Annotated in this window: 31 protein-coding genes and 1 pseudogene; 22 read left to right on the top strand and 10 right to left on the bottom strand. The window is 68.9% G+C overall.

What is annotated here, in order from left to right; translation table 11 throughout:
• The first annotated feature begins 74 nt into the window (after positions 1-74).
• Genes ACNF49_RS41180 through ACNF49_RS41170 form a run of 3 tightly spaced genes read left to right on the top strand, consistent with a single transcriptional unit; the run spans position 75 to position 2,508 of the window.
• On the top strand, positions 75-1,502 hold the full coding sequence (locus ACNF49_RS41180; protein ID WP_482941148.1) for a serine hydrolase domain-containing protein: 1,428 nt from the start codon (positions 75-77) through the stop codon (positions 1,500-1,502).
• A gap of 51 nt (positions 1,503-1,553) precedes the next feature.
• Positions 1,554-1,778, top strand: a complete 225-nt coding sequence (locus tag ACNF49_RS41175) for a GNAT family N-acetyltransferase (protein WP_482941147.1) — start codon at positions 1,554-1,556, stop codon at positions 1,776-1,778.
• A gap of 52 nt (positions 1,779-1,830) precedes the next feature.
• The gene (locus ACNF49_RS41170; RefSeq protein ID WP_482941146.1) at positions 1,831-2,508 is read left to right on the top strand and encodes a gluzincin family metallopeptidase; all 678 of its coding nucleotides are present in this window, start codon (positions 1,831-1,833) and stop codon (positions 2,506-2,508) included.
• Positions 2,509-2,536: 28 nt separating this feature from the next.
• On the opposite strand, the gene ACNF49_RS41165 is transcribed toward ACNF49_RS41170, so the two are convergent.
• A complete protein-coding gene (locus ACNF49_RS41165; protein WP_482941145.1) occupies positions 2,537-2,701 on the bottom strand; it encodes a hypothetical protein in 165 nt (54 codons plus the stop codon).
• Complete coding sequence (locus tag ACNF49_RS41160) at positions 2,691-3,278, bottom strand: hypothetical protein (RefSeq protein ID WP_482941144.1); 588 nt, start codon at positions 3,276-3,278, stop codon at positions 2,691-2,693. The genes ACNF49_RS41165 and ACNF49_RS41160 overlap by 11 nt, the downstream gene beginning before the upstream one ends.
• Positions 3,279-3,670: 392 nt before the next feature.
• Here ACNF49_RS41160 and ACNF49_RS41155 point away from each other — a divergent pair, with 392 nt between their 5' ends.
• The 3 genes from ACNF49_RS41155 to ACNF49_RS41145 all read left to right on the top strand — a co-directional run bounded on the left by ACNF49_RS41155 (position 3,671) and on the right by ACNF49_RS41145 (position 8,045).
• The gene (locus tag ACNF49_RS41155; protein WP_498703315.1) at positions 3,671-4,054 is read left to right on the top strand and encodes a hypothetical protein; all 384 of its coding nucleotides are present in this window, start codon (positions 3,671-3,673) and stop codon (positions 4,052-4,054) included.
• Between the two features lie 7 nt (positions 4,055-4,061).
• Entirely contained in the window at positions 4,062-4,406 is a 345-nt protein-coding gene (locus ACNF49_RS41150) for a hypothetical protein (RefSeq protein ID WP_364417656.1), read from the top strand.
• A 690-nt stretch (positions 4,407-5,096) separates the two neighbouring features.
• Positions 5,097-8,045, top strand: coding sequence for a hypothetical protein (locus ACNF49_RS41145; protein ID WP_482941143.1), 2,949 nt, complete (start codon positions 5,097-5,099; stop codon positions 8,043-8,045).
• A gap of 593 nt (positions 8,046-8,638) precedes the next feature.
• Here ACNF49_RS41145 and ACNF49_RS41140 read toward each other — a convergent pair.
• A complete protein-coding gene (locus tag ACNF49_RS41140; protein WP_482941142.1) occupies positions 8,639-8,839 on the bottom strand; it encodes a tyrosine-type recombinase/integrase in 201 nt (66 codons plus the stop codon).
• Between the two features lie 10 nt (positions 8,840-8,849).
• Between ACNF49_RS41140 and ACNF49_RS41135 the strand changes: the two genes are divergently transcribed.
• Positions 8,850-9,005, top strand: coding sequence for a hypothetical protein (locus tag ACNF49_RS41135; RefSeq protein WP_482941141.1), 156 nt, complete (start codon positions 8,850-8,852; stop codon positions 9,003-9,005).
• Here the strand turns inward: ACNF49_RS41135 and ACNF49_RS41130 are convergent.
• The 3 genes from ACNF49_RS41130 to ACNF49_RS41120 all read right to left on the bottom strand — a co-directional run bounded on the left by ACNF49_RS41130 (position 8,995) and on the right by ACNF49_RS41120 (position 10,263).
• Positions 8,995-9,240 (bottom strand): hypothetical protein, encoded by a 246-nt coding sequence (locus tag ACNF49_RS41130; protein WP_482941140.1) that lies wholly within the window; start codon positions 9,238-9,240, stop codon positions 8,995-8,997. The two genes, ACNF49_RS41135 and ACNF49_RS41130, sit on opposite strands and share 11 nt — an antisense overlap.
• Positions 9,241-9,250: 10 nt before the next feature.
• Positions 9,251-9,700, bottom strand: a complete 450-nt coding sequence (locus ACNF49_RS41125; protein ID WP_482941139.1) for a helix-turn-helix domain-containing protein — start codon at positions 9,698-9,700, stop codon at positions 9,251-9,253.
• Positions 9,701-9,999: 299 nt separating this feature from the next.
• Positions 10,000-10,263: a hypothetical protein gene (locus tag ACNF49_RS41120; protein ID WP_482941138.1), complete on the bottom strand. Its 264-nt coding sequence runs from the start codon at positions 10,261-10,263 to the stop codon at positions 10,000-10,002.
• Positions 10,264-10,816: 553 nt separating this feature from the next.
• Between ACNF49_RS41120 and ACNF49_RS41115 the strand changes: the two are divergent.
• From ACNF49_RS41115 to ACNF49_RS41060, 12 genes and pseudogenes are all read left to right on the top strand, one after another.
• Positions 10,817-11,119: pseudogene (locus tag ACNF49_RS41115) on the top strand (helix-turn-helix domain-containing protein); the annotation flags it as partial.
• A gap of 91 nt (positions 11,120-11,210) precedes the next feature.
• Positions 11,211-12,548 (top strand): integrase core domain-containing protein, encoded by a 1,338-nt coding sequence (locus tag ACNF49_RS41110; RefSeq protein ID WP_482941137.1) that lies wholly within the window; start codon positions 11,211-11,213, stop codon positions 12,546-12,548.
• Positions 12,549-12,600: 52 nt separating this feature from the next.
• Entirely contained in the window at positions 12,601-13,365 is a 765-nt protein-coding gene (locus ACNF49_RS41105; RefSeq protein WP_482941136.1) for a TnsA-like heteromeric transposase endonuclease subunit, read from the top strand.
• Positions 13,365-13,787, top strand: a complete 423-nt coding sequence (locus ACNF49_RS41100; protein ID WP_482941135.1) for a hypothetical protein — start codon at positions 13,365-13,367, stop codon at positions 13,785-13,787. The genes ACNF49_RS41105 and ACNF49_RS41100 overlap by 1 nt, the downstream gene beginning before the upstream one ends.
• Before the next feature lie 93 nt (positions 13,788-13,880).
• A complete protein-coding gene (locus ACNF49_RS41095; protein ID WP_482941134.1) occupies positions 13,881-14,285 on the top strand; it encodes a hypothetical protein in 405 nt (134 codons plus the stop codon).
• Positions 14,270-15,004, top strand: a complete 735-nt coding sequence (locus ACNF49_RS41090) for a Mu transposase C-terminal domain-containing protein (protein ID WP_482941133.1) — start codon at positions 14,270-14,272, stop codon at positions 15,002-15,004. The genes ACNF49_RS41095 and ACNF49_RS41090 overlap by 16 nt, the downstream gene beginning before the upstream one ends.
• Positions 15,001-16,110 carry a TniB family NTP-binding protein gene (locus ACNF49_RS41085; RefSeq protein ID WP_482941132.1) on the top strand — a complete coding sequence of 370 codons (1,110 nt, stop codon included), beginning with the start codon at positions 15,001-15,003 and terminating at the stop codon, positions 16,108-16,110. The genes ACNF49_RS41090 and ACNF49_RS41085 overlap by 4 nt, the downstream gene beginning before the upstream one ends.
• Entirely contained in the window at positions 16,110-17,219 is a 1,110-nt protein-coding gene (locus ACNF49_RS41080) for a TniQ family protein (protein WP_482941131.1), read from the top strand. The genes ACNF49_RS41085 and ACNF49_RS41080 overlap by 1 nt, the downstream gene beginning before the upstream one ends.
• Positions 17,220-17,372: 153 nt before the next feature.
• The gene (locus ACNF49_RS41075) at positions 17,373-17,672 is read left to right on the top strand and encodes a PadR family transcriptional regulator (protein WP_482941130.1); all 300 of its coding nucleotides are present in this window, start codon (positions 17,373-17,375) and stop codon (positions 17,670-17,672) included.
• Positions 17,669-18,535 carry a hypothetical protein gene (locus tag ACNF49_RS41070; protein ID WP_482941129.1) on the top strand — a complete coding sequence of 289 codons (867 nt, stop codon included), beginning with the start codon at positions 17,669-17,671 and terminating at the stop codon, positions 18,533-18,535. The genes ACNF49_RS41075 and ACNF49_RS41070 overlap by 4 nt, the downstream gene beginning before the upstream one ends.
• 58 nt (positions 18,536-18,593) lie before the next feature.
• A complete protein-coding gene (locus ACNF49_RS41065) occupies positions 18,594-19,256 on the top strand; it encodes an LmeA family phospholipid-binding protein (protein ID WP_357785849.1) in 663 nt (220 codons plus the stop codon).
• Between the two features lie 132 nt (positions 19,257-19,388).
• On the top strand, positions 19,389-20,021 hold the full coding sequence (locus ACNF49_RS41060; RefSeq protein WP_482941128.1) for a hypothetical protein: 633 nt from the start codon (positions 19,389-19,391) through the stop codon (positions 20,019-20,021).
• Positions 20,022-20,271: 250 nt separating this feature from the next.
• On the opposite strand, the gene ACNF49_RS41055 is transcribed toward ACNF49_RS41060, so the two are convergent.
• From ACNF49_RS41055 to ACNF49_RS41045, 3 genes are all read right to left on the bottom strand, one after another.
• Positions 20,272-20,613: a site-specific integrase gene (locus ACNF49_RS41055; protein ID WP_482941127.1), complete on the bottom strand. Its 342-nt coding sequence runs from the start codon at positions 20,611-20,613 to the stop codon at positions 20,272-20,274.
• Positions 20,614-20,678: 65 nt separating this feature from the next.
• Positions 20,679-20,936: a hypothetical protein gene (locus tag ACNF49_RS41050; RefSeq protein ID WP_482941126.1), complete on the bottom strand. Its 258-nt coding sequence runs from the start codon at positions 20,934-20,936 to the stop codon at positions 20,679-20,681.
• Complete coding sequence (locus ACNF49_RS41045) at positions 20,936-21,088, bottom strand: SigE family RNA polymerase sigma factor (RefSeq protein WP_482941125.1); 153 nt, start codon at positions 21,086-21,088, stop codon at positions 20,936-20,938. The genes ACNF49_RS41050 and ACNF49_RS41045 overlap by 1 nt, the downstream gene beginning before the upstream one ends.
• A gap of 274 nt (positions 21,089-21,362) precedes the next feature.
• On the opposite strand from ACNF49_RS41045, the gene ACNF49_RS41040 reads away from it, so the two are divergent.
• A complete protein-coding gene (locus ACNF49_RS41040) occupies positions 21,363-21,485 on the top strand; it encodes a hypothetical protein (protein WP_482941124.1) in 123 nt (40 codons plus the stop codon).
• A 65-nt stretch (positions 21,486-21,550) separates the two neighbouring features.
• Here ACNF49_RS41040 and ACNF49_RS41035 read toward each other — a convergent pair whose 3' ends face one another.
• On the bottom strand, positions 21,551-22,039 hold the full coding sequence (locus tag ACNF49_RS41035) for a hypothetical protein (protein ID WP_482941123.1): 489 nt from the start codon (positions 22,037-22,039) through the stop codon (positions 21,551-21,553).
• A gap of 183 nt (positions 22,040-22,222) precedes the next feature.
• On the opposite strand from ACNF49_RS41035, the gene ACNF49_RS41030 reads away from it, so the two are divergent.
• Complete coding sequence (locus ACNF49_RS41030; RefSeq protein WP_482941122.1) at positions 22,223-23,365, top strand: sensor histidine kinase; 1,143 nt, start codon at positions 22,223-22,225, stop codon at positions 23,363-23,365.
• Positions 23,362-24,027: a response regulator gene (locus ACNF49_RS41025; RefSeq protein WP_482941121.1), complete on the top strand. Its 666-nt coding sequence runs from the start codon at positions 23,362-23,364 to the stop codon at positions 24,025-24,027. The genes ACNF49_RS41030 and ACNF49_RS41025 overlap by 4 nt, the downstream gene beginning before the upstream one ends.
• Positions 24,028-24,098: the final 71 nt, after the last annotated feature.

Below are 24,098 nucleotides of genomic sequence, written 5' to 3'. Positions count from 1 at the left end.
GACGGCGACGGGCAGCGGCTCTCGCCGCTCTGTCCCGCGCGGCTGGGCTTCTGTCCGGGCGCGCGGAGCCGCTCATGTGGCCCGTCGTCGTGCTCGCCCGCGCCGATCGGCTCGCCGAGACAGCCGAGGCGAGAGCGACCGCGCTGGCCGTCAACCTTGATCTCGGCGGCTTCTCCGACCGGCTCCGTGACCAGGGCAGCCGGACGCTGCGAAATCTGCGGAGTTTGGCGGTTGCGTCACTCGTGTGGCTGGACTCTTGGCGCTCCCGCCAAAGCTCAGTCATAGGACCGGATTCACACTGGTGCGAACTCATCCAAGAAGAGAACCGCAGACCCCACGGAAGGACAGCAATGGTCAAGACGTCGGAAAGCAGCCTGCCCGCGGGCGAGCGCGTTCCTCCGGAGGACACGGCGGCGGCCGGAGTCGGGGAGGGGCCGGTTCGGGTTGCCCTGGACAAGGCGTTCACCAGGGCGGCCGCGGAGTTCGGTGATCCGGGCGTCCAGGCGGTCGCGATGTGCGACGGCGAGCTGATCTGGTCGGCGAACTCCGGCAAGGCGATCAACGACCCGCCCGCGCCGGTCACCGGCTCGACGATGTTCAGCTTCGCCAGCTTCGGCAAACTGATTCTGTGCACGTACACCCTACGCCAGGTCGAAAGCGGGGTCCTGGCCCTAGACAACCCGATATCGGCCTATGTCGGGCAGGACGTTCCGGGCTCCGACGTGGTCACGCCCCGGATGCTGCTCACGCACACCGCCGGCTACCCGGACCTGTACGAGCTCCCCGAGACCGCTCCGCTGTTCGAGGGCGGCGACCACTACGATCCGAACGAGCCCTACACCTTCGCCATGCTGGCGAAGGGCATCTTCCAGCCAGTCAACCCCGGCGAGCGGTTTGAGTACTCCAACGCCGGATTCCTCGTTCTGACGTACGTGCTGACCAGGATGTCCGGCGGAGACGAGGCGCTCGAGCGCGACCTCCGGCACTTCCTCCGACCGGCAGGGGTGACGAACGAGTCGCTGACCGCCGAACGGTCCCAGGAAGCCTTCCGTCGCCTGGCCCACGGTTACTCCATCGAGAAGGAGGGCGTGCTGGTCGACTTCTTCACTGCTTTCGGCGCCACGGGCATCCCCACCGACTTGTACGGCCTGCCGTTCGGGGACGGGCTGTTCGCTGGCACCGCGCTCGGCGGGGCCAAGTTCCTCGACGCGTTGTTCGTCGGGAAGCGGCTCCTTCGGCCCGACACGATCGAAGAGATGATCAGGACGTCTCCGCAGGCGGCCGCGCAGAGCGACACGTACGGGATGGCCACCGAGCGGGCCGAGGTCAGCGGGCGCGTCTGGCAGGGCCACCCGGGCGGGTACGGCGGATTCGGCTCGATGGGAGCGACCGACCTGACGCGTGGCGTGACCCTGATGGTCGTGGCCAACCGCATGAACGCCGATACTGCCGTGGAGATCTGGAAGGAACTGGCCGAGGCGTACGCCTCCGTCGCTCCCTGACGCAGTTCATATCCATCGTCGGGTTCGTCCTCGTCGACGTGCTGCAGGGGAATGGCCGTTGCGCGGCGGGCCGTTCGGTTACATCACGCCGTCGGAGTACGGCGGGACGCGCAAGGACAGGGGCTGGCCCGCACGCTGCTGGCCCATGTGCTGCGAGGACTGCGGGCTGACTGGTTGGACCATGCCGTACTCGACGTCGACGCCGAAAGCCCCACCGGCACCGTCGGCCTGTACCGGAGCCTCGGCTTTACCGTCACTTTTTCGGCATCCCTGTAGATAGACAGGAAAAAATTTGCAACAAGAGCGATCTGGCTGTCGAATGTTCACTATGAAGCGATCTCTGGCGCTTGCCGCAGCAGCCCTCCTGACGGTCTCCGCCTCCTCGGGCGCGCCTGGCGACGCCGGTGGGGGAGATCCGTACTTTCCCGGGCAGGGCAACGGCGGTTACGACGCGGGCCACTACGATCTCGTACTCGACTACAACCCGAGCTCCAACGTCCTTCGCGGCGTCGCGACCATCAAGGCGCGCACCACGCAGGAGTTGAGCAGGTTCAATCTGGACCTGACCGCCGACCTCGGCGTCAGCGAGGTGACGGTGAACGGCGCGCCCGCGACCTTCACCCAAGGCGGGACCGAACTCGCCGTCACGCCCGTCGCGGCGCTCGCCTCGGGCCGTGCCTTCACGATCGTGGTCACCTACAAGGGCAGGCCCAAGCACGTCGTGGACCCCGACGGCTCACGCGGCGGCTGGATCCGTACCAGCGACGGTGTGTTCAACGCCAACGAGCCCCAGGGCGCGATGACCTGGTACCCCGGCAACCACCACATGACCGACAAGGCCACCTACCGCTTCTCGGTGACGGTGCCGAGTACCAGAGTGGCGGTCGCCAACGGTGACCTGATCTCGCGCAGGAGCACCGGTGACCGCGCCACGTACGTCTGGGACGCCAAGGAGCCGATGGCCAGTTACCTCGCAACCGTGTACCGCTTCAAACTCCTCACGTAGGGCCTGAGCTGGGTGTTCTCCGGGGCAGCTACGCGGCTCGGTGGTACTCGTTGATCAGTCCGCCGAGCACTCTCCGGCGTTCGATCCGGCCTTCCAGCGGGACGGCGGTCTGCTCGTCGTGATCGGGTGGCCGCTGCGCGCGGGACGGGTGCGGCCGATGCCCGTTGTAGTGATCGACGTACTCACCAAGCACCGAGCACCGAGTGCAGATGCCGTTCGCCGTAGATCAGCATGCGGTCGGTGCACTCGGCCCGTACGGTGCGTACCCACCGCTCGGCGTAGCAGTTCGCCCGCGGTGTGCGCGGCGGGATCTTCAGCACCGTCACGCCCGCGCCGGCGAAGACCGCGTCGAAGGCACCGGTGAACTTGGCGTCTCGGTCGCGGATGAGGAAGCGAAAGGATCTGACCCGGTCCGCGAGGTCCATGAGCAGGTTGCGGGCCTGCTGAATCGTCCAGGCTCCGGTCGGGTGGGCGGTCACATCCAGGATGTGCACGCGCCGGGTGGCGACTTCCGTTACGAACAGCACGTACAGGCGCATCAAGGAGACCGTGTCAACATGGAAGAAGTCGACGGCCAGCAAACCGTGCGCCTGAGCCGGCAGAAGGGTCCTCCACGAGGTGCCGGTGCTTCGCGGAGCCGGGCCGACCCGCCGGCTGCGAAGGATCCGGCGTACGGTCGCTTCGCTGACCTGGTAGCCGAGCCGGATGAGTTCACCGTGCACCCCGCGATGCCCCCAGGCCGGATTCTCCCGCGTCAGGCGCACCACCAACTGTCGGATCTCCTTGCTCGTCCTTGGGCGGCCGGAGCGGCTCGGATACGTCCATCGGCGTCGGATCAGACGCCGATGCCAGGCCAGCAGCGGGCCCGGCGTCACCAGCCGATGAGCCAGGAGCCCGGGCCACCGTTTCTGCTGGTCAGCCAAATGCGTTGGATGTTCGGCGGATGCTACGGAGACCCCGAACCTGACCCTCCCAAAAGGCGAGAGGTACCCTTGACCTGGGGCAACAATGCGCTGCCGATCTTGTGGGTACGAGAGCCTCGCCGACTCGGCATACTGCGAACGCCGGCCGTCAACCAAGTGCTCCGCGGTGACCTGCCGCGCCCCGAATTCCGCAGGCGCTGCACGAGGCGGCCCCGCCGGTGTGGCGTGGCCGCGCGGTCATGACGCTCCCGTACGGCAGGGGCGAGTACGTGCGGCGCGGTCAGGGCATCGACGTCGCGGGCGCGCTGGCCGCCGCCGCCATGTGCGTGGCGCACGCGGTGCCGGCGGCGCGCGGTGAGTGGGTCACCAACGAGAAGCGGCTCCTGCAGCGGGCGGGGCTGCGTGGCGTGGGCGACCTCGTGGCCGCGCTGGGGCCGGAGCCCCGGCGCCCTCGGCCAGGCGCTGATGGAGGCGGAGAAGTTGTTCGAGGCCACCGGGCCACAATGATCGCGCAGGCCCGACGGAGACCAGCACACACCCGCGCCCTGCGGCCCGCCTCCCACATGACGGTCCGGACGGCCATCCGACCGGGCGTTGTCCCGCGGGCAGGCGAGGGACGATGATGCCGCTGTGAACGCACGACGAACGGTGATCCTGGTGACGGCGGCCCTGGTGGTCATCGCGGCGGTGGTGCTGGCGGTGCTGCGCTGGGACGACGCGAACAAGCTGGCGAGCTCCCTGTCCGCCCTGGCTGGGCTGGCCGCGGTCGGTGTCGGGATATACGCGGCGCTGCCCAGCTCCGCTCGCACCCGCGTCCGGGTCTCGCGTACCGGCCGGGCGGTGGCCAACGGCGGCACGGCCAACACCGGCGTGTCAGGGACCACGGCCGTGGCCGGCGAGGTGCAGGTCGACCATACCGGCGACGCGCGAGCCTCCGGCCGCGGCGACGCCAACACCGGTCTCCACCTGGACTGACACGACCGCCCCCAGGAGCCGGGGAGCCGCGCGGGCCGGCGCCGCCAGGCCCCCGCGCGTGAGACAGCATGGATGGCGCAGCCGCCGGAGAACCACACCGAAGACCGGGTGATCGATGAATGTTTCGCAGGGCGAGGGGAAACCGGTGCCGGGGATGAGGGGCACTGCCAGGCAGACCGGCCAGGCCCTGGCCTCGCACGGGGTGGCCATCAGCGGCATCAACACCGGGGACATCCACCTGGCGCCGGCGCCGGTGCCCCGGTCGGCCTACCGGCATCAGGTCGCACGCATCGCTCCCGTGGAGCTGATCGGCCGCGAGCGGGAGCTGGCGCAGCTGACCGCCTTCTGCACCGCCGCGGACGGCCCCGCCTACCAGTGGTGGCAGGCGCCGGCGTGGGCGGGCAAGTCGGCGTTGACGTCCTGGTTCGCGCTCCATCCGCCGGCCGGGCTGCGCATCGCGTCCTTCTTCATCACCGCCCGCTTCGCCGGCCACGCCGACCGGGTCGCGTTCACCAACGTGGTGATGGAGCAGCTCGCCGAGATCGCCGCCGAGCCGATGCCCGCCTTCCTGACCGATGCCACGCGTGAGGCCCATTTTCTCGGCCTGCTGGAGATGGCGGCCCGGCGCTGCCGGGACGACGGGCAGCGTCTCGTCCTGGTCGTCGACGGCATCGACGAGGACCAGGGGTCGTGTCCGGGCCCGATGCCTACAGCATCGCCGCCCTGCTGCCGCCCAGGCCACCGGCGGGCGCGCGGATCGTCGTCGCCGGGCGGCCTGACCCGCCGGTCCCGAGGGACGTCCCGCACGATCATCCGCTGCGCGACCCGCGGGTCGCGCGCTGCCTGGAGCCCTCCGCGCACGCCCGGGTGATCAGGATGGACGCCGAACGGGAGCTCAAACGCCTGCTGCACGGCGCCCCGGTGGAGCGGGACCTGCTGGGGCTGGTCACCGCGGCCGGCGGCGGGCTCAGCGGGTCGGATCTGGCCGCCCTCACCGGATTGTCGCAGTGGGAGGTCGAGGAGCGGCTGCACACGGTGGCCGGGCGGACGTTCGCCAGCCGCAGCCCGTTGTGGCAGCCGAACGCGGGAGTGGTCGTCTACGTGCTTGCGCATGAGGACCTGCGCGCGGCCGCGCTGCGCTACCTCGGCGACGGGCGGCTGGCGGAGTTCCGCGAGCGGCTGCACGTCTGGGCGGACGGCTATCGCGGGCGAGGCTGGCCGGCGGACACTCCCGAGTACCTGCTGCACGGCTACTTCCAGCTCCTCGCGGAAACCCGTGAAGACCACCGCCTGATCGCGTGCGCGCTGGATCAGGCCCGGCACGAGCGGATCCTGGACATCACCGGCGGGGACATCGCCGCGCTCAACGAGATCGCGACGGCGCAGGGCGTGATCTGCCTGTGGCGGGACCCGGACCTGGCGACCATGCTCGTCCTCGCCGCGCAGCGCGACCACCTCACCCAGCGCAACACAAACGTCTCCGCCAACCTGCCCGCGGCCTGGGCGATGCTTGGCCATCCCGTGCGCGCCGAGGCTCTGGCCCGGTCCATCACCGACCGCCACCGCCGGGTGGAAGCCCTGGCGGAACTGGCCGGCGCGCAGGCCGAGACGGGGGACCTCGGTCAGGCACGAAAGCTCCTCGACCTGGCCGAGGAAGAAGCGATCAGTCTGTCCGACGAGTGGGCACGGGCGCGGGTCGCGTTGATCCGTGCGGCTGTGGCCATCGGGGACGCCGGCCGGGCCGATGCGCTGGCCGGTTCGCTCGCAGATCCCTACCGCAGGGTATGGGCCCTGGTCGAGCAGGCGGTGGCGACCTGGACGGGCGGCGATCTCGAACGGGCACGCCGGGTCGCCGACCGGGCCGGGGCGGCGGCCGCGGCCATCGATGACCCGGGGGAACGGACCCGGGCGTCGATCGAGGTGATTCGCGCCAGGGCGGCCGTCGGCGATCTGGCGGGGGCCGAGGCCGTGGCCGGATCCGTCACCAACCCCTACTGGCGGGTGTGGGCCCGGGTGGAGCTCGTGGGCGCCATCGCCGCCTGCGGTGACCTCGATCGGGCTGAGGCGATGGCCCTGTCCCTCCGCGATCCGGGCTGGCGGGGCTGGGCCATGATCGAGCTCGTCGACGTCCTGGTGGCCGCTGGTGAGCTCGACCGGGCGCGCGACCTGGCCGTCCGCGCGCGGGACGTGGCCGAGGCCGTCGCGGAAACCGGTCAGGGTGCGCGCGCACTGGCGCGGCTGGCCTCAGCGTGGGAACGGCTGTGGGGCCTCGGCGACGCCTGGGACCTGGCCCGGTCCTTCACCCAGGCGCAGGCCCGCATGCAGGCGCTGGCCGCGCTGGCCGTGGCCGCGACTGGCTCGGACGAGCCGGAACGGGCCGAGGCGCTGACCGCCTCGATCGAGGACGCCCACTGGCGGGTATGGGTGGCGGCCGAGCAGGCGAAGCGGCTGGCAGCCGCCGGTGAGCTGAAGCAGGCCCGCGACCTGGCGGCCCGGGCTGAGCTGATGGTCCGCGCCGGCGTCGACCCGGGGCATCAGGCGCGACGCATGGTCCGCCTGATCGAGAATCTCGTCGCGGCCGGCGACCTCGACCAGGCACGTGGCCTCGCCGTCGAGGTCGGGACCGCCATCACCGCCGACCCCCGGGGGGACATCGGGAACGTGATCGAGGTGGCCGAGGCCCTGCTGGGCGCGGGCCAGGCCGAGACCGCGCACGAGCTCGCCGTCAGGGCCGCGTCCCGAGCGCAGGCGGGCGCGGCGATCAACGCGCCGGCCGTCATGACGCTGGCCAGGGTCCTGGCCACGGTTGGGGAGCCGGTGCGCGCCGAGGCCCTGGCCCGCTCCCTCCCGGGTTCCGGCGCCGGGCACGCCCTGGTCTGCATCAGCGAGGCGTACATCGCCTCTGGCCAGTTCACTCGCGCGGAGGAGAGCCTCACTGCCATCCCCGAACCCGCGCCGCGCGACCGGACGCTCACCGCGCTGGTCATCGCCCTGGCCAATGCCCGACACTTCGACCGCGCCGAGATCCTCGCCCCCTCCATCATCGTCGCGACGGCGCAGGCCCGCGCGCTCATCGAGCTGGTCAAGGCGCTGTCCGCGGCGGGCCAGCCCGACCGCGCCCGCCGCCTCGCGGACCGGGCGCGGACGCTGGCGCGCCGTACCCACGACGACGCGGAGAGCTCCCGGCTCCTGGCCGAACTGGCGTCGGCCTGCTCGGGGACGGACGCACCGCACTCCGAGGCGTCTGCCGGGGACGGCCGGCCGGGCGGCCCCGTCCAGACCCGGCACGGCGCCGCCCATGCCCACGCCCACGGTCACGACCACGGCGAACGCGCAATCAACGAACGGCTGCGGGCGTTCGCCGGGAACGTCGGCTGGGCCGGTGCGAGCGCCCACGCCGAAGATCTGACGCACCTGCTCGCCTCCCTCGCCGAGCACGCGGCCCTGATCGTCCACCCGCAGCGGCGAGCGCGTGCCATCCTGTCGATCGCCGAAGCCGGCGGGCCGGACGTGGTACGGCGGCTCATCGCCTTCGTCCTTCACCTCGCCCCATGGGACACGCCCCTGGAGGCGCTGGCCGTCGCCGACCCGTCGGCGCTCAGCGCCGCCGCCTCCGCCTACTTGGCGTCCTCCTCCTGAAGGTGTTCCCAGCCGCCAAGTAGCGCCGACAAGCCAGAATCCAGGTTCTGCAGGGTTGTGGGCCGAGATGGCGGCTGGGGACACGTTCGGTTGCGACATGAGGTCGCACGTTGTGAGTGATCACGAGAAAGGAGGCCCGGCGATGTCGGGACCGTGATCCAGGTCAGTGTCTGAGACCTGTCCCCGCTCTGGCGTGCGTCGCGGGTGACCGTGGGGTGCGGAGCCCAGAGGAAAGCCCAAGGGTGCCCGTTTCGGCCGGGGACCACAGGCGAAGGGAAGGCTGGAAGGGCTCAGAGTGACCGTCCGTCAATCGCTGCATCCTGTTCGCGCTCGGCGTGGGCCCGCACGGGACAGGCTGAGGCGTGATTTCTTGGGACCAGTTTGGGACCACACGCTATGCCGTTCGCGAGACAACATGCAGGTCGGCGAATGTCGAGCTCAGTGCAGGGGTGCGCTTGACGTGCGGAAACGCCTACTCCCACGTTCTGGGGGTCAAGGGGTCGCAGGTTCAAATCCTGTCGTCCCGACCAGGTTTTAGCTGGTCGGTAAGGGTGTCACTCAAAAGGGTGGCACCCTTTCGCATGGGTGAGTGACTACCGGGCGAAGATCGTGTCCATCGCCGCAGCTCCTTGCAGGAGTACGGGGCGGATCTGCTTGCGATAGACGGCTTCGGTGACCGCCGTCCCGCTGTGGCCGACGAGCCGGGCGATTTCCTCCAGGGGGACGCCTGAGTTGGAGAGCAGTGAGACGAAGCTGTGCCGCATCTCCCGGGGCGTCCAGTAGTAGGCGGGCATCCCGGCGTCCTTGACGATCTTCCGGAACGCTTTCGGCCAGCACGGCATGGAGGTGCCGTTCGCCGAAGGTCAGCAGTCGGTCGGTGCGCTCAGTGCGTGCGGTGCGGGCCCATCGCTCGGCGAACGCATTGCGCGAGGCATCCGTGGCGGGATCTTCAGCACGTGATTGTCGTCGCCTGCGAAGACCTCTCATCGAAGCTGTCGGTGAACTTCGTGTCCCGATCCCGGTTCAGGAGCCGGAACGTGCTGGCCCGGTCTTGCAGATCGGTGAGGAGGTTTCGGGCTTGCTGGGCAACCCATACGCCCTCGGGGTGGGCGGTCACGCCGAGCACGTGTACGAATCGGGTGCCGACCTCCACGACGAAGAAGACGTACAACCGGCGCAGCGTGACGGTGTCCACCGTGAAGAAATCACACGCCGGCGTGTTCGCGGCGTGGGAGCGGAGGAAGTCTCGCCAGCGGTCGTCGGCACGTCGCGGTGGCGGACCCCAAGCGCGCCCGTTTCAGGACCCGACGGATCGTCGCACCGCTCACCTGATGGCCCAGATGCCGTAGTTCGCCACGGATGCGCTCGTAGCCCCAGCGAGGATTCTCTCGCGCCAGCTGCTGGATCAACGCCACGACCGCCGAATCGGTCGCAGGCCGTCCCATCCCTCGGTTCGGGTAGGTCCAGTGACGCGCGACCCAACGCCGGTGCCGGCGCAGCAGCGTCCCCGGCGTCATCAGTCGCTGTGCCCGCATCATCTCCGGCAGTCTGCGGGCCAGCGCGGACAGCACCGCCCGATCTGCCCACGACAGCCTCGGACGGCCAAGTTGACGGCGCAACATGGCGACCTCGTGCCGCAGCACGAGGATTTCCATGTTCTAGGTCGCGTTGCTACGGGTCGGAAGCGTTAGCCAGCCCACGAGGCGGCAGAAGATCAGATAGAAGAGACGGAGCGCCACGAGCTGGAGCATGCCCGACCCAGCTACTGCTCCGACCTGGAAGCCAAGACAAACCCGCAGCTCACGGTCGTGAACGGAGTATTGACACCCTTCAGGCCAACCCCGCGCGCGCGTCCGCTTCGCAGAGGTCGCACTACCATTCAAAGACTTCTAGACACCAGGCTGCGGACCGTGCGGCGGGCCGCCGTCTTCAAGGGCGGCCCGCCCGCGAGGCGTCAGCTTCGCCAGGCGATCTTCTGGCCGCCGTTGTTTCCGCCCTCGCACCAATACTCTGTGCTGGTACCCCAGATGGGCCCCGTATTGCCCTCCCAGTCGTTCCATCCAACGATTGCCCTGGTCTGCCTCGGCACGGCAACGCCACCGTAGTCGTTGCAGTCAGCGAAGCTGATGTCGGCGCTGGCTGGGCTGGCCACGCCGAGCGCGGCGACGATACCCAGGAGGGCAGTGATGGCACCTATCCGTGTGAGGCGGGTAAGCATGTGCCGTGTCCTTTCGCTTGCGGCTTTGGGACACACCATATGCTAACTCTATGAATTAATTTGACTACAGATAGTGACTACTGGCCCCCTGGGTAGTGATAGCGCCGCCCCCGTCTGGCGTTTCAGGGTGCCCCTGGCTGGCGCGGTCAGCGGCGGAGCAGCGCTTGTGCCTACGAGGCGGTTTCCCGTAACGCGCAAAACACCTAAATCGGGCGGTGGTGATCAAGGTGACAGGCACCCCAGCGTCGAACGTATGAGCGAAGTGCACTGCCGGAAGATCATCAGCGAGAGCCACCTGGCCAGCGCCGCCCTCGTCGCCGCCGGCGAGGTCTTCCCCGCGATGGTGTTTTCCTACCGGTAGTACGCCAACGCTGCCCTCAGCTTCACCAACCTGCTGCGACAGACTGGAGGGAAAGGTCTCTCACCTCCACTCGAACCAACATGACACCTGAGCTTCGGTTGATGCTTTACACCCCTTCGACTGACCTGCGTTCCTGGGTGATCGGTGGCGATCATCTGGGAGGTCGGGTTGGCGCTGGTGGAGTTGAGCGTCATGGAGCAGCGGTATTGCGCTGTGTTGGAAGTAGGGGCGGGCTGTCCGGTGGTCGAGGTCGCCGAACGGCATGGGGTGTCACGGCAGTCGGTGCATGCGTGGCTGCGCCGATATCGGGACGGTGGGCTGGTGGGGCTGGCTGATCGGTCGCATCGGCCGGGGTCGTGTCCGCATCGGACCGAGGCTTCGGTGGAGGCTTTGGTGTGTGAGCTGCGCCGGCCGCATCCGCGGTGGGGGCCGCAGCGGCTGGCTTACGAGCTGGAGCGGCGGGATGTGGTGCCGGTGCCGTCGCTGGTCACCCTGTATCGGATCTTGGCGCGGAACGGGCTGGTCGTACCCGGGGCGCGGCGTCGGCCGCGGTCGTCGTATGTGCGCTGGCAGCGTGAGGCGGCCGATGGAGTTATGGCAGCTGGACATCATGGGCGGGGTGATGCTCGTCGACGGCCGGGAGTTGAAGCTGATCTCGGGTATCGACGATCATTCCCGGTTCGTGGTGATCGCGCGGTTGGTGACGCGGGCCTCGGCGCGGGAGGTGTGCCGGGCCTTCGCGCAGGCGCTGCGGACGTTCGCGGTGCCGGAGGAGGTGCTCACGGACAACGGCAAGCAGTTCACCGGCAGGTTCACCCAGCCGCGGCCGAGTGAGGTGCTGTTCGAGCGGATCTGCCGGGAGAACGGGATCATCGCGCGGACGACCAAGCCGCGCTCGCCGACCACGACGGGCAAGGTTGAGCGTTGGCATCCGACCGTGCGGGAGGAGTTCCTGGCCGCCCACGGACCGTTCGACGGTTTGGAGCATGCGCAGTTGGCGCTGGATGCCTGGGTGGCCGATTACAACACGGTGCGGCCGCATCAGGCGCTGGACATGGCCGTCCCGGCTGGTCTGTTCACCGGCCCGGTGCAGGGCAAGGGCTCCACCGGCGTGGAGCCGCCGTTGCACCTGCCGCCCGGTCTGGAGGCGTTGCCGGCCGCGGGATCGGCAGCCGGGCGCGCCGGCATGACACGCGAGGCTGCGGTAGGGCGTGGCGGGCTGGTCGTCGGGGCGGTGCCGGTGGCGGTGGAGTTCGAGCGGAGGGTGCCGCCGAGCGGGAATCTGGGCGCGTGTGGGCGTCAGATCTGGCTGGGGCGGGCGCGGGCGGGGCAGCAGGTGACCATCTGGGCCAGCAACACCACCATGCACGTCCTCTGCGGCGAGGAACTGCTCAAGACCCACCCGGTCACGCTTACCAGCGGCGACCTGGGCCGGTTGATGGCCGGTGGGGGCCGGGCGGGTCGTGCGTTGCCGGCCAATGCGCTGCCTGGCGGGCCGTTGCCGGCTGATGCGGTGGTCGAGGTCGACCGGCAGGTGAACAACGCTGGTTGCGTCGGCCTGGCGGGCAAGTTGCTCAGTGTCGGTCTGCCGCTGGCCGGTCGGCGGGTGACCTTACGGATCGACGCGCAGACCGTCCAGGTGATCGCCGATGGGGTGCTGGTGCGCACCAAGCCGTCGCCGCTGGCTCCGGTTCGGCGTGGACGGCTGCATGGTGTTCGGTTGGCCGGTGCGTCGCCGGTCGCGCCGGATGGGTTCCCGCGGGTGGAGCGGGTGGTGGCCAGCAACGGCAGCTTGAAGGTGGCCGGCTGCAAGGTGCAGGTCGGCCAGGTGCACCGGGGCAAGGTCGTCACCGTGTGTCGGTTGCAGTTGAAGCTGTCGGTGTTCGCGTGTTGTTGTCGGTGCTCGTGTCGGTGTTCAGGTTGAGTTGTCGGGTTCCGCCTTCGGCTCCGATCTTGGTGAGGCAGAATGCTCAGCCATGACGGCTTTGCGTGCGCTGGCCGGCGGGATGGACGCGCCTCCGCGGGTCGGGGAGTTTGAGGTCCGGTACGTCGCTGAGGGCGGCGGTTTGCGGCGCATCTCGCTGGATGAGGCGGGCAGGGTGCGGTTCGAGGCGGCATCGCCGGCTCGGGGGTTTGCCTCGTACAAGGGGCAGCGGAACTTCCCGGGGTTGTGGTGGTCTGCGACCGTCGGCGGGCACGTGGGTTATGAGTCCTGGCTGGAACGCGATCACCTGATGATGCTGGACTTCGACCCCACGGTGGTCGGGATCTCCTCGCAGCCGTTTTGGCTGTCGTGGTCGACGGATGAGGGCAAGGTGCGCTCGCACGCGCCGGACTACTTCGCGCGGCGCGCGGACGGTTCGGCGATGGTGGTGGACTGTCGGCCGCTGGAGCGGATCAAGCCGCGCGATGCGGTGAAGTTCGAGGCTACGCGGCGGGCGTGCGAGCGGCTGGGCTGGGAGTATTGCGTCGTTGGCGCCGTGGACGCGGTGGTGGCCGCGAACGTGCGGTGGCTGTCGGGTTATCGGCATCCGCGGCACGCGCGAGATGAGCTCGCCGCCACGCTGTTGGCGGCCTTCGATGAGCCGGCGGAGCTGATGGCCGGGGCGCAGGCAGTCGGTGATCCGATCGCGGTGCTGCCGGTGCTGTTTCACCTGCTGTGGCAGCACGAGTTGGAGACCGATCTGTCGGTGCCGTTGCATCCGCTGGCGCACATTTCGGCGACCGGGCGGGCCGTCTGATGGGTGCGGTGCTGCGGCCAGGCGACTGGGTGCATTTCGACGGTGGTGAGCACCAGGTCGTGGCGTTGGCCGGCACGTCGGTACGGCTGCTCTCCAGCGAGAGCGCCGAGTCGGTGGTGCTGGCGTCGTACTTGATGGCATCGCCTGGGTTCGGTCTGGTGGAGGGTGCACCGTTGCCGGCCATCGAGCCGCTGGGGCTGCTGGAAGGATTGCCCGAGGACGTGCTCGCCGCGGCAAAGCAATGGCAGCGGCATGTGGTGGAGGTCGAGACGGGGCTGCCGCCAGGGGCCGGGGCGGAGGTGGAGCCACGGCCTGAGTACGACCCGGCGGCGCATTCGCTGGTGCAGCGCATCAAGTCCAAGGCGACCGAGCTGGGCGTGAGCGCGCGGACGGTGGAACGGATGCGGGCGCGTTACCAGTAGCAGGGGCTGTGGGGGTTGGTGGATCAGCGAGCTACCCGGGCCGGGGAGACGACCGGGCGAGCCGATGCCCGCCTGGTCGCGGCGATCCAGGAGGTGCTGGACGCTGAGACGCACACGTCGACGGGGGCGCGGTCGCGGTTGATCCGCCGGGTGGTCAAGACGGTGGAGAACACCCACGGTCCCGGGGTGGTGCCGTTGCCGGGTCGCACCACGTTCTACAAGCTGATCGACCGGTTGGCCACGGGACGGCACACCTTCGGTTCGGCGGTGACTCGGCGGCAGACGGCCAACCGGCCTGCCGGGGCGTTCACGCCGACGCTGGCGGCCCGCCCGGGCGAGCAGGTGCAGATCGACTCGACGCCGATCGATGTGATGGTGCTGGCCGACACCGGACTGCCGGTCCGAGCGGATCCGGGTCCAATCCGACGCTGCGTGGCTCTGCGGTGGAGGCTGTCTGGACCGTCCCGCAACTGCAGGATCTGTTGGATGAGTGGCTGATCTGCGGCTGGCAGCATCGCCCGCACGACGCGCTGCGCGATCCGTTCTCGCCGCGGCGGGCGATGTCGCCCAACGATCGCTACGCCGCGCTGGTCGCCGCGGCGGGTTACCTGCCGCTGGTGCTGTCGGGTGAGGACTATCTGGAGTTGCTGCCGGTGAAGTGGCAGAAGATCAACGCCTACGGGATCCAGATCGACTACCGCACCTATGACTGCCCCGAGCTGAACCCGTGGCGGTTGCAGCACTCGGGAGTAGCCGCCAAGAACGGCTTGTGGGAGATCCATTATGACCCCTACGACCTGTCGCAGGTGTTCGTACGCACGCCGGACGGCTGGGTGAGCGCCCCGTGGACGCACCTGCCGATGGTCGCGGTGCCGTTTGCGGATTTCACTTGGCGCTACGCCCGCCACCTGGCCGCCGAGGCGGGGCTGGATGACACCAACGAAACCGTGGTGGCGCGAGTGCTGGACGCGTTGCTAACTCGGGCTCAGGCCGGTCCTGCCGAGGGCGGAGATGGGCTTTTGGACGGTGCCGGGGCGCGCGTCGTGGCCCGCACGCGCGTTGGCGCGGCGGCTCACCGTCCCCCGGCGTTGGAACCTGCTGGCACGCAGTCACCTGAGTTGCCCGAGGCGGTGGAAGAGTCCGGTGAGGCGCTGACCGGCACGGTGGTGCCGCTGGGGATCTTCGACGCGGAAGCGGAAGCGGAAAGGTGGATATGACGCGCGGTTTCGACCCCTGGCCAGCCCTTGCCGATGCCACCGGCGGAGGCGACGATGAGGTTCCTCCGGATGCGCCGCTGACCACCAAGGAGGGCTGGCGGCTCTTCGTCGACTACCAGCCGACCCCGCCAGTGCTGCTCGCCCCCGACCAGATGCTGGCGCTGTCGCGTCGTGAACGTGCCGTCTATGACGAGGCTCGCCGCGACTACCACGGCGACCTGCCGTTGGTGAACACCCCGACGATCCGGCAGGTCATCAACACCAGCCGGTTGCTGGTCCAGCTCAACCGGCGGCAGGTGTCGGCCCGCCGCGGCGTCATCATCTCCGGCGCGTCCGGCACCGGCAAGACCACCGCGCTGACGCAGCTGGGCCGCACGCACGAACGTCACATCCGCAAACGCCACCGCGGTGACCGGCACCGGTTGCCGGTCATCTACGTCACTGTCCCGCCGGCGGCGACCGCGCGGATGGTCGCGGTCGAGTTCGCCCGTTTCCTCGGGCTGGAACTGCCCTCCCGGGCCAACATCACCGACGTTGTCAACGCGGTCTGCCACACGGCCGCGCATACCCATGTCGAGCTGGTCTGTGTCGATGAGATCCACAACATCAGCATCGCCACCCGCACCGGCGCCGAGGTGTCGGACCAGTTGAAGTACTTCGCCGAACGGCTTCCGGCCACGTTCGTCTACGCGGGCATCGACGTCGAAGCCCAAGGGCTGTTCGCCGGGGTGCGGGGCCGTCAGATCGCCGGACGGTTCACCGTCATCCCCGCCATCCCGTTCGCCTACGGCACCGCCGAGCAGCGCGAGACCTGGCGCTCGCTGATCGCCACCTTGGAGAGCCTGCTGCGTCTGCACGACCAACCCGCCGGCGCCCTGGTGGCACTCGCCGAATACCTCTACCGGCGCAGCGGCGGAATGATCGGCAGTCTGTCCCAGCTGGTGCGCGGAGCGGCCATCTTGGCCACCGAGACCGGCACCGAGCGCATCACCCAGGAGCTCCTGGACGTCGTCCCGGTCGACTACGCCGCCGAGCGCGCCGCGTCCCAGCCGCACCTCCCCGCGCGCGCTCGCGCCGTCCGCGCGGCCGCTGACGCCGCGAGCTGATGCGACCACGCGCGCTGCCGATCGCGGTCCCACCGGCACGGCACGAAACCGTCGCCTCCTACCTCGCTCGTCTGGCCGCGCTGCACGGCCTGGACGGCGACGAACTCTGGAAACGAGTCAGCGTCCCCACGCCCAGCCCGGCCCGGCGAACCATCGACATCCACCAGCTGTCCGCGCTCACCGGCCGCCCGCCCGGCCATCTGGCCGGCGCGTTACCCGAGCTTCGCGACCCGCCCCCAACCTGGGAAGCGTTCCGTCACATCCCGCAGCTCGGCTGCCGCCACTGTGACGCCCGCTACCCCGGCGGCCCGGTGTTTCGACTCTTCCCGCACCATCGCTACGTCTGCACCCGGCACCAGTACTGGATCGGGCCGCCCGACATCAACCATCCCGGGCCGCACCTGGAGATCTTCCCTGACATCGTCGCCGCCCAACGGCGGCACCTTCGCCTGGTCCGCCGCCACGGCTGGGCCAGCACCTACGACGCCGTCCTGACCGCCTTCATGATCTGCGCCCATCTCTGGGAACAGGACCCCGACGGCAACCCCGGCATGGCTCTCAACCAGGCTGTCTGGAACGTTCGCTCGTTCGTCTTCATCCCGAAGAACACCGAGCAGGAGACCTTCAGCGCGTCCAGGCTGTTTGCCGCCATCTATCCCGAAGCGATCAGCATCGCGGCCCTCCTCGGCTCGCCGACTTGGCGCCGCCTGGCCGCCGGAGACGATGAGCAGCTCAGCCGCTTCACCACAGAGATCGGCTGGCGGCTGGGTGACCCCCTCTACCAGCCGCGCGGCGAACGCGACCCGATCGCTCACTGGATCGAGCAAGACTGCTGGCGCCCGCCCAGCCCGCCCCCGACCACATTCGCCGCCGCACCGGGGCATCGCCGGCCTGGCCACCTGGACACGACTGTCACCCGGGCCAACCGCGAGCGCCATGACAAGGCCGTTTTGTGGTTCTCCCGCAAGCGGCGCCCCGGTCAGGTGATCCTGCACCATCGCACGATCCACCCGGTCGTCATTCGCGAATGGAGCACCCTGATGGAACAGTTCGCCGGCGCGATCTGGCAAAGCCAACGCACCACAGACCGGTTCAAAGCTGTTCCCTAGACGGGCCAGCAGCGTGGAGCCGTTCCAGGCATGGAGGCGCCACTCACCGCTTCGCTGAGGAGTCGACTTCTCGATCTTCCAATGTGCCGACTATCGGTATATAAAGATCCTGTGTCTAAGTTGCGCTCTTTACAGGAGCCTTCGTTCCTCATCTTGACCGCACTGGCCGCGGAGCCTCAGCACGGTTACGGCATCATCGTCGATGTTGAGAGGATCTCCGAGGGTGAGGTCCGGTTGCGGGCCGGCACTCTGTACGCTGCCCTGGACCGGCTCCAGTCCGAAGGACTGATCGCGGAGGACCGGGAGGAGATCGTCGGTGGGCGGTTGCGGCGCTACTACCGGCTCACCGACGAGGGCGGCGCCCGTCTGGCCGCTGAAGTCGAAAGGCTGCGGCGCAACGTCAGGACCGCCGCCGCCCGGCTGTACCCGCGCCCCGCCGGAGGTGTCGCGTGAGCAACCTGGAACGGCGCTACCGCCGCCTCCTCCGCTGGTACCCGCGCGCGCATCGGGAGCGGCACGAGGAGGAGATGCTCAATGTGCTGATGGCGGCGGCGCGGGCAGGGCAGAGTCGTCCGGAGCCGCGTGACGTCCTCGACCTCCTCAAGGGTGGCGCTGCGATCCGCGTCCGCTGGGCGTTCGGGCTGGAGTCCATGGCGCGGTGGCGCGATGCGATGCGTGTCGTCGCGGTGGTCGGCCCCATAGTGTTGCTCGCCTACCAGATTCAGTTGGGCGCCGTCAGTGGTGAGATGCTTTTGATGGGCATCCTGACCGTCTTCCTGGCCTGGACCAATCGCCGCTGGCCTGCTGCGGCGGTCGCGTGGATCTGGGCACTCCTCTTCAGCGCGGCCATGGTCGCCATGTCGATGTTGTCGGCCACAGGCGTCTCCTTGGATATGAGGGTGGCACTCGGCGGCATCGTTGGCTCCTTTGTGCTGGTAGCGGCGGCACTAACCGGTGTGGCGCAGCCGCGGCGAGGGCTGTCGCTGGTCGGGCGCGGGCGGATCCTGGCGTGGTCCGGGGCGGCTCTGGTGGTGGCCGTGGTGACCTTGCAACTGAAGGGGGCCGACCTCCGGGAGTTCGGAGTGCTGCCCGAACTACTCCCGCTCGGGCTGAGTGCGGTGGTCTGCGGAGTGGCCGCACAGTCTCCGGTAGGGCGCAGGACCGTAGTTGTGCTCTCGCCGGTCATGCTGGCGATGTTCCCCCAGCTCATGACGGTTGGGCTGTGGGGGATCGCGCTATTGGGGCTGGGGTCCGCCGGGTTTCTGGTTGCCGCCTTCCGTTCTAGGTCGCTCGCGCAGAGGGCCATCGACCGATGAGTGATGCTGGAACGGCAGCCAAGACCTTCCGCGGCCGTCGGCGGATGCGGAGTGCCCCATGCGCAAGGTGATCGTTGTCCTGATCGCGCTCGTCGTCCTCCTCATCATCGACCGAGTCGCCGTGGCGAGCGTCGAGCGCGAGATGGCGAACAGAATCGCCGCCGTCCCCAACCTCTCCGGCACGTCGAGCGTGTCGATCGAGGGCATCCCGTTTCTCACGCAGGCCATGTCGGGGCGTTATCCAGAGGTGCGGTTCAATCTCGGCACCTTCAGCTACGGCGGCGTGCCGGTCAAGAATCTGCGGGGTGTTGCGTACGACGTGAGGGCACCCCTCGCCGACGTCCTGCAGAATCAAGCCAATATCCAGGCCGGTCGCGTGACCATGAGCGGCACCCTGTCCAGGGCGACGATCGACAAGTACGCTCCGAGCGGCGTGAAGATCGGCGGTAACGGGCAGCGGCTCACGGCCTCGGGGGAGGTGACGATCGGGGCGAGCAAGGTGAAGTTCAACGCCGAGATGCGGGTCGAAGTCGCCGACGGGAGGATCAAGCTCCAGGCCGAGAAAATTCAGGGCGTGCCCGTCCCGGACCAGGTCGCGCAACTGATCTCCTACCCCATCCCGTTCAATCTGCCCTTCGATGTGAAGCTGACCGGGGTCAGGAGCCTGCCTGAAGGACTGGAGCTCTTCGCCGAAGCGCTTGACGTGCCGATTCGTGGATGAGGTTGAACCACTTCGCCCTGTCGTCCGTGGTGAAGACCTCCACCCGGGGGAGCCGGGCAACTGAGCGATGGCAACTAACCTCAGGCCGTGTTCGCGGGCGAACGGGATGGATGCGATGGGCGGGGAGATCGCGTGAATCGCGCGCTTGTGGGATGGTTCGCCAGCCTCTCGCTGCTGGCGGGGATCGTTGCGGCGATCTGGGGGCTGGCGTCTGCGATCAAAGGCGCTGGACAGGCGCACGGAGTGGTATCCGTGCATTGCCGGGACATACCCCACAAGCTTCCTATTGAGGTGTCGAGCGGCTCGGATATCTCAGTGGCAGGCGCCGTGTACACCATCGGGGATGGCACGCTGCTGGCAGCGAACTCCACCGTCGCCGAGCAGATCGCCGCACACGGCGAAGACCTTCTGATGGGTATCTGCGCGTTTGCGGCGGGCGTCCTGCTGTATCGGCTCTTTCGATCGTTCCTCCAAGGGCAGCCGTCTCTCGGGCGCAACCCGGCACGACTCACCTGGCTTGCGGCGCTCTGCTTGACCGTCGCCGCCGCTGCGCCGCTCCTCCCGTTCCATGCTTCCTCGCTGGTCGTCGACAGACTCGGGTTCACGGGCAGTTGCCCGGCCGTCGCCGTCTATTCCCGAACTTCGGTGGTGCTCATTTTCGGGGCGGTGATCCTGTTCGCACTGGGCGAGCTAGCTCGCAATCGTCCGGAGTTGATGGAGGCATGCCGCCGCGCCCTGAACGGCGATCAGCAGCGTCATCTGTGACCACTCCGCCGGACCACTGCCGGCCACGAGTCGTGGTCGATAGCTGGTGACGCTGCCAGGACGCCTGCGTAGGCAGGCACCGAGACTGAGCACCGCTAGTTGATCTTTCATGGCTGAAAGATCGTTTGTGTACGGTTGCCCCCTCACGGGCCTTCTCTCCCGACTGACAAGAAAACCTGAACGGCTTCCCTCGAAACCGTCCGGGTCGAGGCGTCGTGCCGCAGGTCAGACCCTGCCCCATCCGCCAACTTCATCTGGAACGGACATTGACGGTGTCGATCCGGTCCATCGGGTTGGCCTGCAGCAGGTCGTGGCGGACCGCCCACTTGGTGAAGGAGGCGATCGCGGCGCGCTTGCGCTTGCGGCTGGCCGGCGACAGCTCGGCGAGCTCGGCCAGGAACGCGCGGATCGGCGTCGCGGTCAGCTCGCCGATCTCCTCGCCGTGGTGGGCGGCGAAGGCGATCAGGTCGCTGCGGTAAGCGCGCAGGGTGTGGGCGGAGGCGCCGGTGTTGGCCAGGTCGGTGAGGAAATCGTCGAGATGACGGGCGAGCGGGTGGGGGCGGCCGAGCTGCTCAGCGATTATCGGATCCATTCGTACGCCTCCACCATTGGCCCCACGAGCGGTCCCTTGCCCCGGCTGAGACGGCTCTCCCGACTTCACCTGCGAGGCAGCAGTATCGCGGCGGCGCACATCACGCCCGCGGCGGTGAAGAGCGACGTGCGCGTGTCGGTCCAGGTCGCCACGAGGCCGCCGAGGAGGATGAACAGGGGCTGGGTGACCGTCGTGGCGAACGACCAGAGTGCGGCCACGCGAGCCATGAGATGGTCAGGGGTCTGTAACTGCCGGTAGCCGGCCATCGTGGAGTTCGCCGCGCCGGCGAACAGCAGCACCATGCCGAACCCGAAACCGCACATCAGCAATCCCGGCGTGCCGGGGAACGCCGCGAGCTCAACTTGAGCAGCGCCTCCTGGACCAGGTCGGCCGCGTCATCGGCGCTGCCGGTCAGCACCGGGCCGTAGCGCAGCAGCGCATGGCTCCTGGCGCGGACGAACTCCTCGGGACGCATGGGCCGGTGCCCTCGTTGCAAAAACCTTTCTGGGTCGACCAGCTCGACAGCTCACTCCCGCACACCTTCCCGGGGCCGAAGACCGACTCCGGCACGATCTTCCGGGCCCTGCTGCTCATCGGAATTGGATGCTGCAGCCGTAGGCCAGGGGCTGACGTAACATCCGCCGAACATCCAACAGATTTGACTGACCAGCGGAAACGTTGACCTGGGTCATTCCGGGGCCAACACCGATGCGGGGTTGGCTTGGTCGTCGTGTTCGCGGAACATGCGCATGACCGTTGCTGGGGAGGGCGTCATCAACGTGGACGCCGAGGCGGAGCTGGCCAAGCTCGACACCAGCGGCTGGCGGCCGTTACGGCCGGTGCAGCTACGTGAGCTGGGGCTGATGCCCTGACAGGTTGGCGGGGGGCGGGGGTATGGTCGACCGGCTGCCGCACCCTTGATGGGGGAGCGCAGGGGTCAGGCGCGGCGGTGTGCCCACGTGGAGCGGAACCGGGCAAGGCTGACGATGAGCACGATGCTCAGGACGAGTGCGCCGCCGTCGGTGAGGATGGAGGGCAGTAGACCGGGGACGCCGTACATCTCAGCGCTGGCCTTCCACATGACCGGGGGGATCATGCCGAGCGGCCCTGCGGCCTGGGTCATGTTGACCAGGAGGGCCACCCAGAACGTCCACTTCCAACCGCGCAGGGCCAGCATGCCCAGGGTGTTGCCGATGACGTAGACGGCGCCGACGGCGCGGAATCCGGCCAGGAACCCTGGGGCCTCCGCTGCCGCCTCCGCCGGCGTCTTGCCGCTGAGGGTCATCATCAGCTCCAGGGTGTCGGGGTTGATGATGACCCAGCCGTGCAACACGGTGCCGAGGGTGAAGACAGCCGAGCAGACGAAGGTGAGGACCTGCAACCGTGGGGTCCACACGGTCGGAACCTGGTGCGTAGTGGTAGCCATGATGGTGCCCTTCGGTCGTTCGGAGTGATCACCATCCTGCTGATCGGCGCTGGAAAGATCGTCCTACGCGGGCGGGCTCCTGGTACTGCTACGCCGGTCGTACAAGAGGGCACAAGACCTCGCATCTACTTCTCTGGTAGTACGAGATGCCGCAAATCGGTCTGCCTTCGGTAGCGTGAGCGGGTGCTCAAGGGGAAGATCGACACTGCCGTCGACAGCGCCGTCGCCGTGGCAACGGCGGTAGGGTTGGTCGTCGGCAGCCTGCTGGTGGCCCGGGTGGGCCCGCAGCGTCCGCTGGATTCCGTCGGAGGTCTGCTTCTCGTGGCCGGGGCGGCGGCACTGGCGTGGCGGCGCCGATATCCGGTGGGCGTCGCGTTGGCCGCGGGCACGACGTCGGTGGCCTACTACGGCCTGCTCTACCCGGGGATCTTCGCCTCCGCGCCGGTGCTGCTGGCGGTCTACACCGTGGTCAGCCTCGGCAGGCGGCTAGAGGGCGTCGTCGTGGCGGTCGTCTACGCGGCCGCGCTCTACCTGGTCATCGCCGTCCCGCGGGGCTCCTACGAGGTGCATGACGGGGTGTTGTGGAACGCCGGATTCCTGGTCGCAAGCGTGGTAATCGGGGCCATGGCCGCCACCCAGCGTGCGTACCTGGCGGCGGTCGAGCAGCGCGCCGCCGAAGCCGAGCGGACCCGCGAGGAGGCCGCACTGCGCCGGGCCAGTGAGGAGCGCCTGTGGATCGCGCAGGAACTCCACGACACCATCACCCACAGCATCTCCGTCATCAACGTCCAGGCCGGCGTCGCCGCGCATCTGATGGAGCGCGACCCCACCCAGGCCAAGGACGGGCTGATGGCCATCAAGGAGACCAGCCAGGACGTCATGTGCGAACTACGCGCCACCCTCGGCGTCCTGCGCCAGGCCGACGACGGCGGCAAGCCCGGCATCGACCGGATCCCGATCCTGGTGGAGCGGGCGCAACGCGCCGGACTGCAGGCCGTCCTCGATCGCCAGGGCGAACCGCGCCCATTGAGCGAGGCCGCCGACCGGGCGGCCTATCGCATCGTCCAGGAGGCCCTGACCAACGCGCTGCGCCACTCACCCCAGGCAGCGGTCACCGTCTGCCTCACCTACCAGCCGGACACCCTCGCCCTCCGGGTCGCAGACGACGGCGAGGCTGCACACCCCAGCCCCGGCTCCGGCATGGGGCTGATCGGCATGCGGGAACGAGCGATCGCGGCCGGCGGCTCACTGACGGCCGGGCCGCGGCCCGGCGGTGGATTCCTGATCGAAGGGGTGCTCCCCGTGCACGAGGAGCCGCGAGCGTGATCCGCATCCTGCTGGCCGATGACCAGCCGCTGATCCGGGCCGGGTTCAGGGCCCTGCTGTCATCCGAACCCGACTTCACCGTGGTCGCCGAAGCGGGCGATGGCGCCCAAGCCGTCGAGCTGGCCCGCGAAACCCTGCCCGACGTCGCGTTGCTGGATGTCAAGATGCCGATGCTGGACGGCATCGCCGCCACCCGGCGCATCGCCGCCGATCCCGGCCTGGCGGCAGTCCGGGTCGTCATCCTGACCAACTACGCCCTTGACGAGTACGTCTTCTCCGCGCTGCGAGCGGGGGCCAGTGGGTTCCTGGTCAAGGACATCGAGCCGACCGAGCTGCTGCACTCGGTGCGGGTGGCCGCCCGGGGGGACGCGCTGCTGGCGCCGGCGGTCACTCGACGGCTCATCGAAGAGTTCGTCGCCACCCCGCCCCGTCCCGTCGCTCCAGCGGATTTGGATGTGCTGACCGCGCGGGAGCTGGAAATTGTGCGGCTGGTCGCGGCGGGGCTTTCCAACGAGCAAATCGCCCAGCATCTGACCATCAGCCACCTGACGGCCAAGACCCACGTCAGCCGTGCGATGACCAAGCTGCATGCCAGAGATCGTGCCCAGCTGGTGGTCTTCGCCTACGAATCCGGCCTGGTCACCCCTGGCCTGAGCAGCTGATGCCGAGGCCCGGGCAGCGAGAGGCCCGTTTATATCCCGATTGGGTTTGTTTCACAGGCGACCGTTACCTG

The sequence above is a fragment of the Actinomadura sp. ATCC 39365 genome, assembly GCF_054392275.1.
The sequence above is the reverse complement of the archived record's forward strand: the minus strand, read 5'-3'. Positions and strand labels throughout refer to the sequence as shown.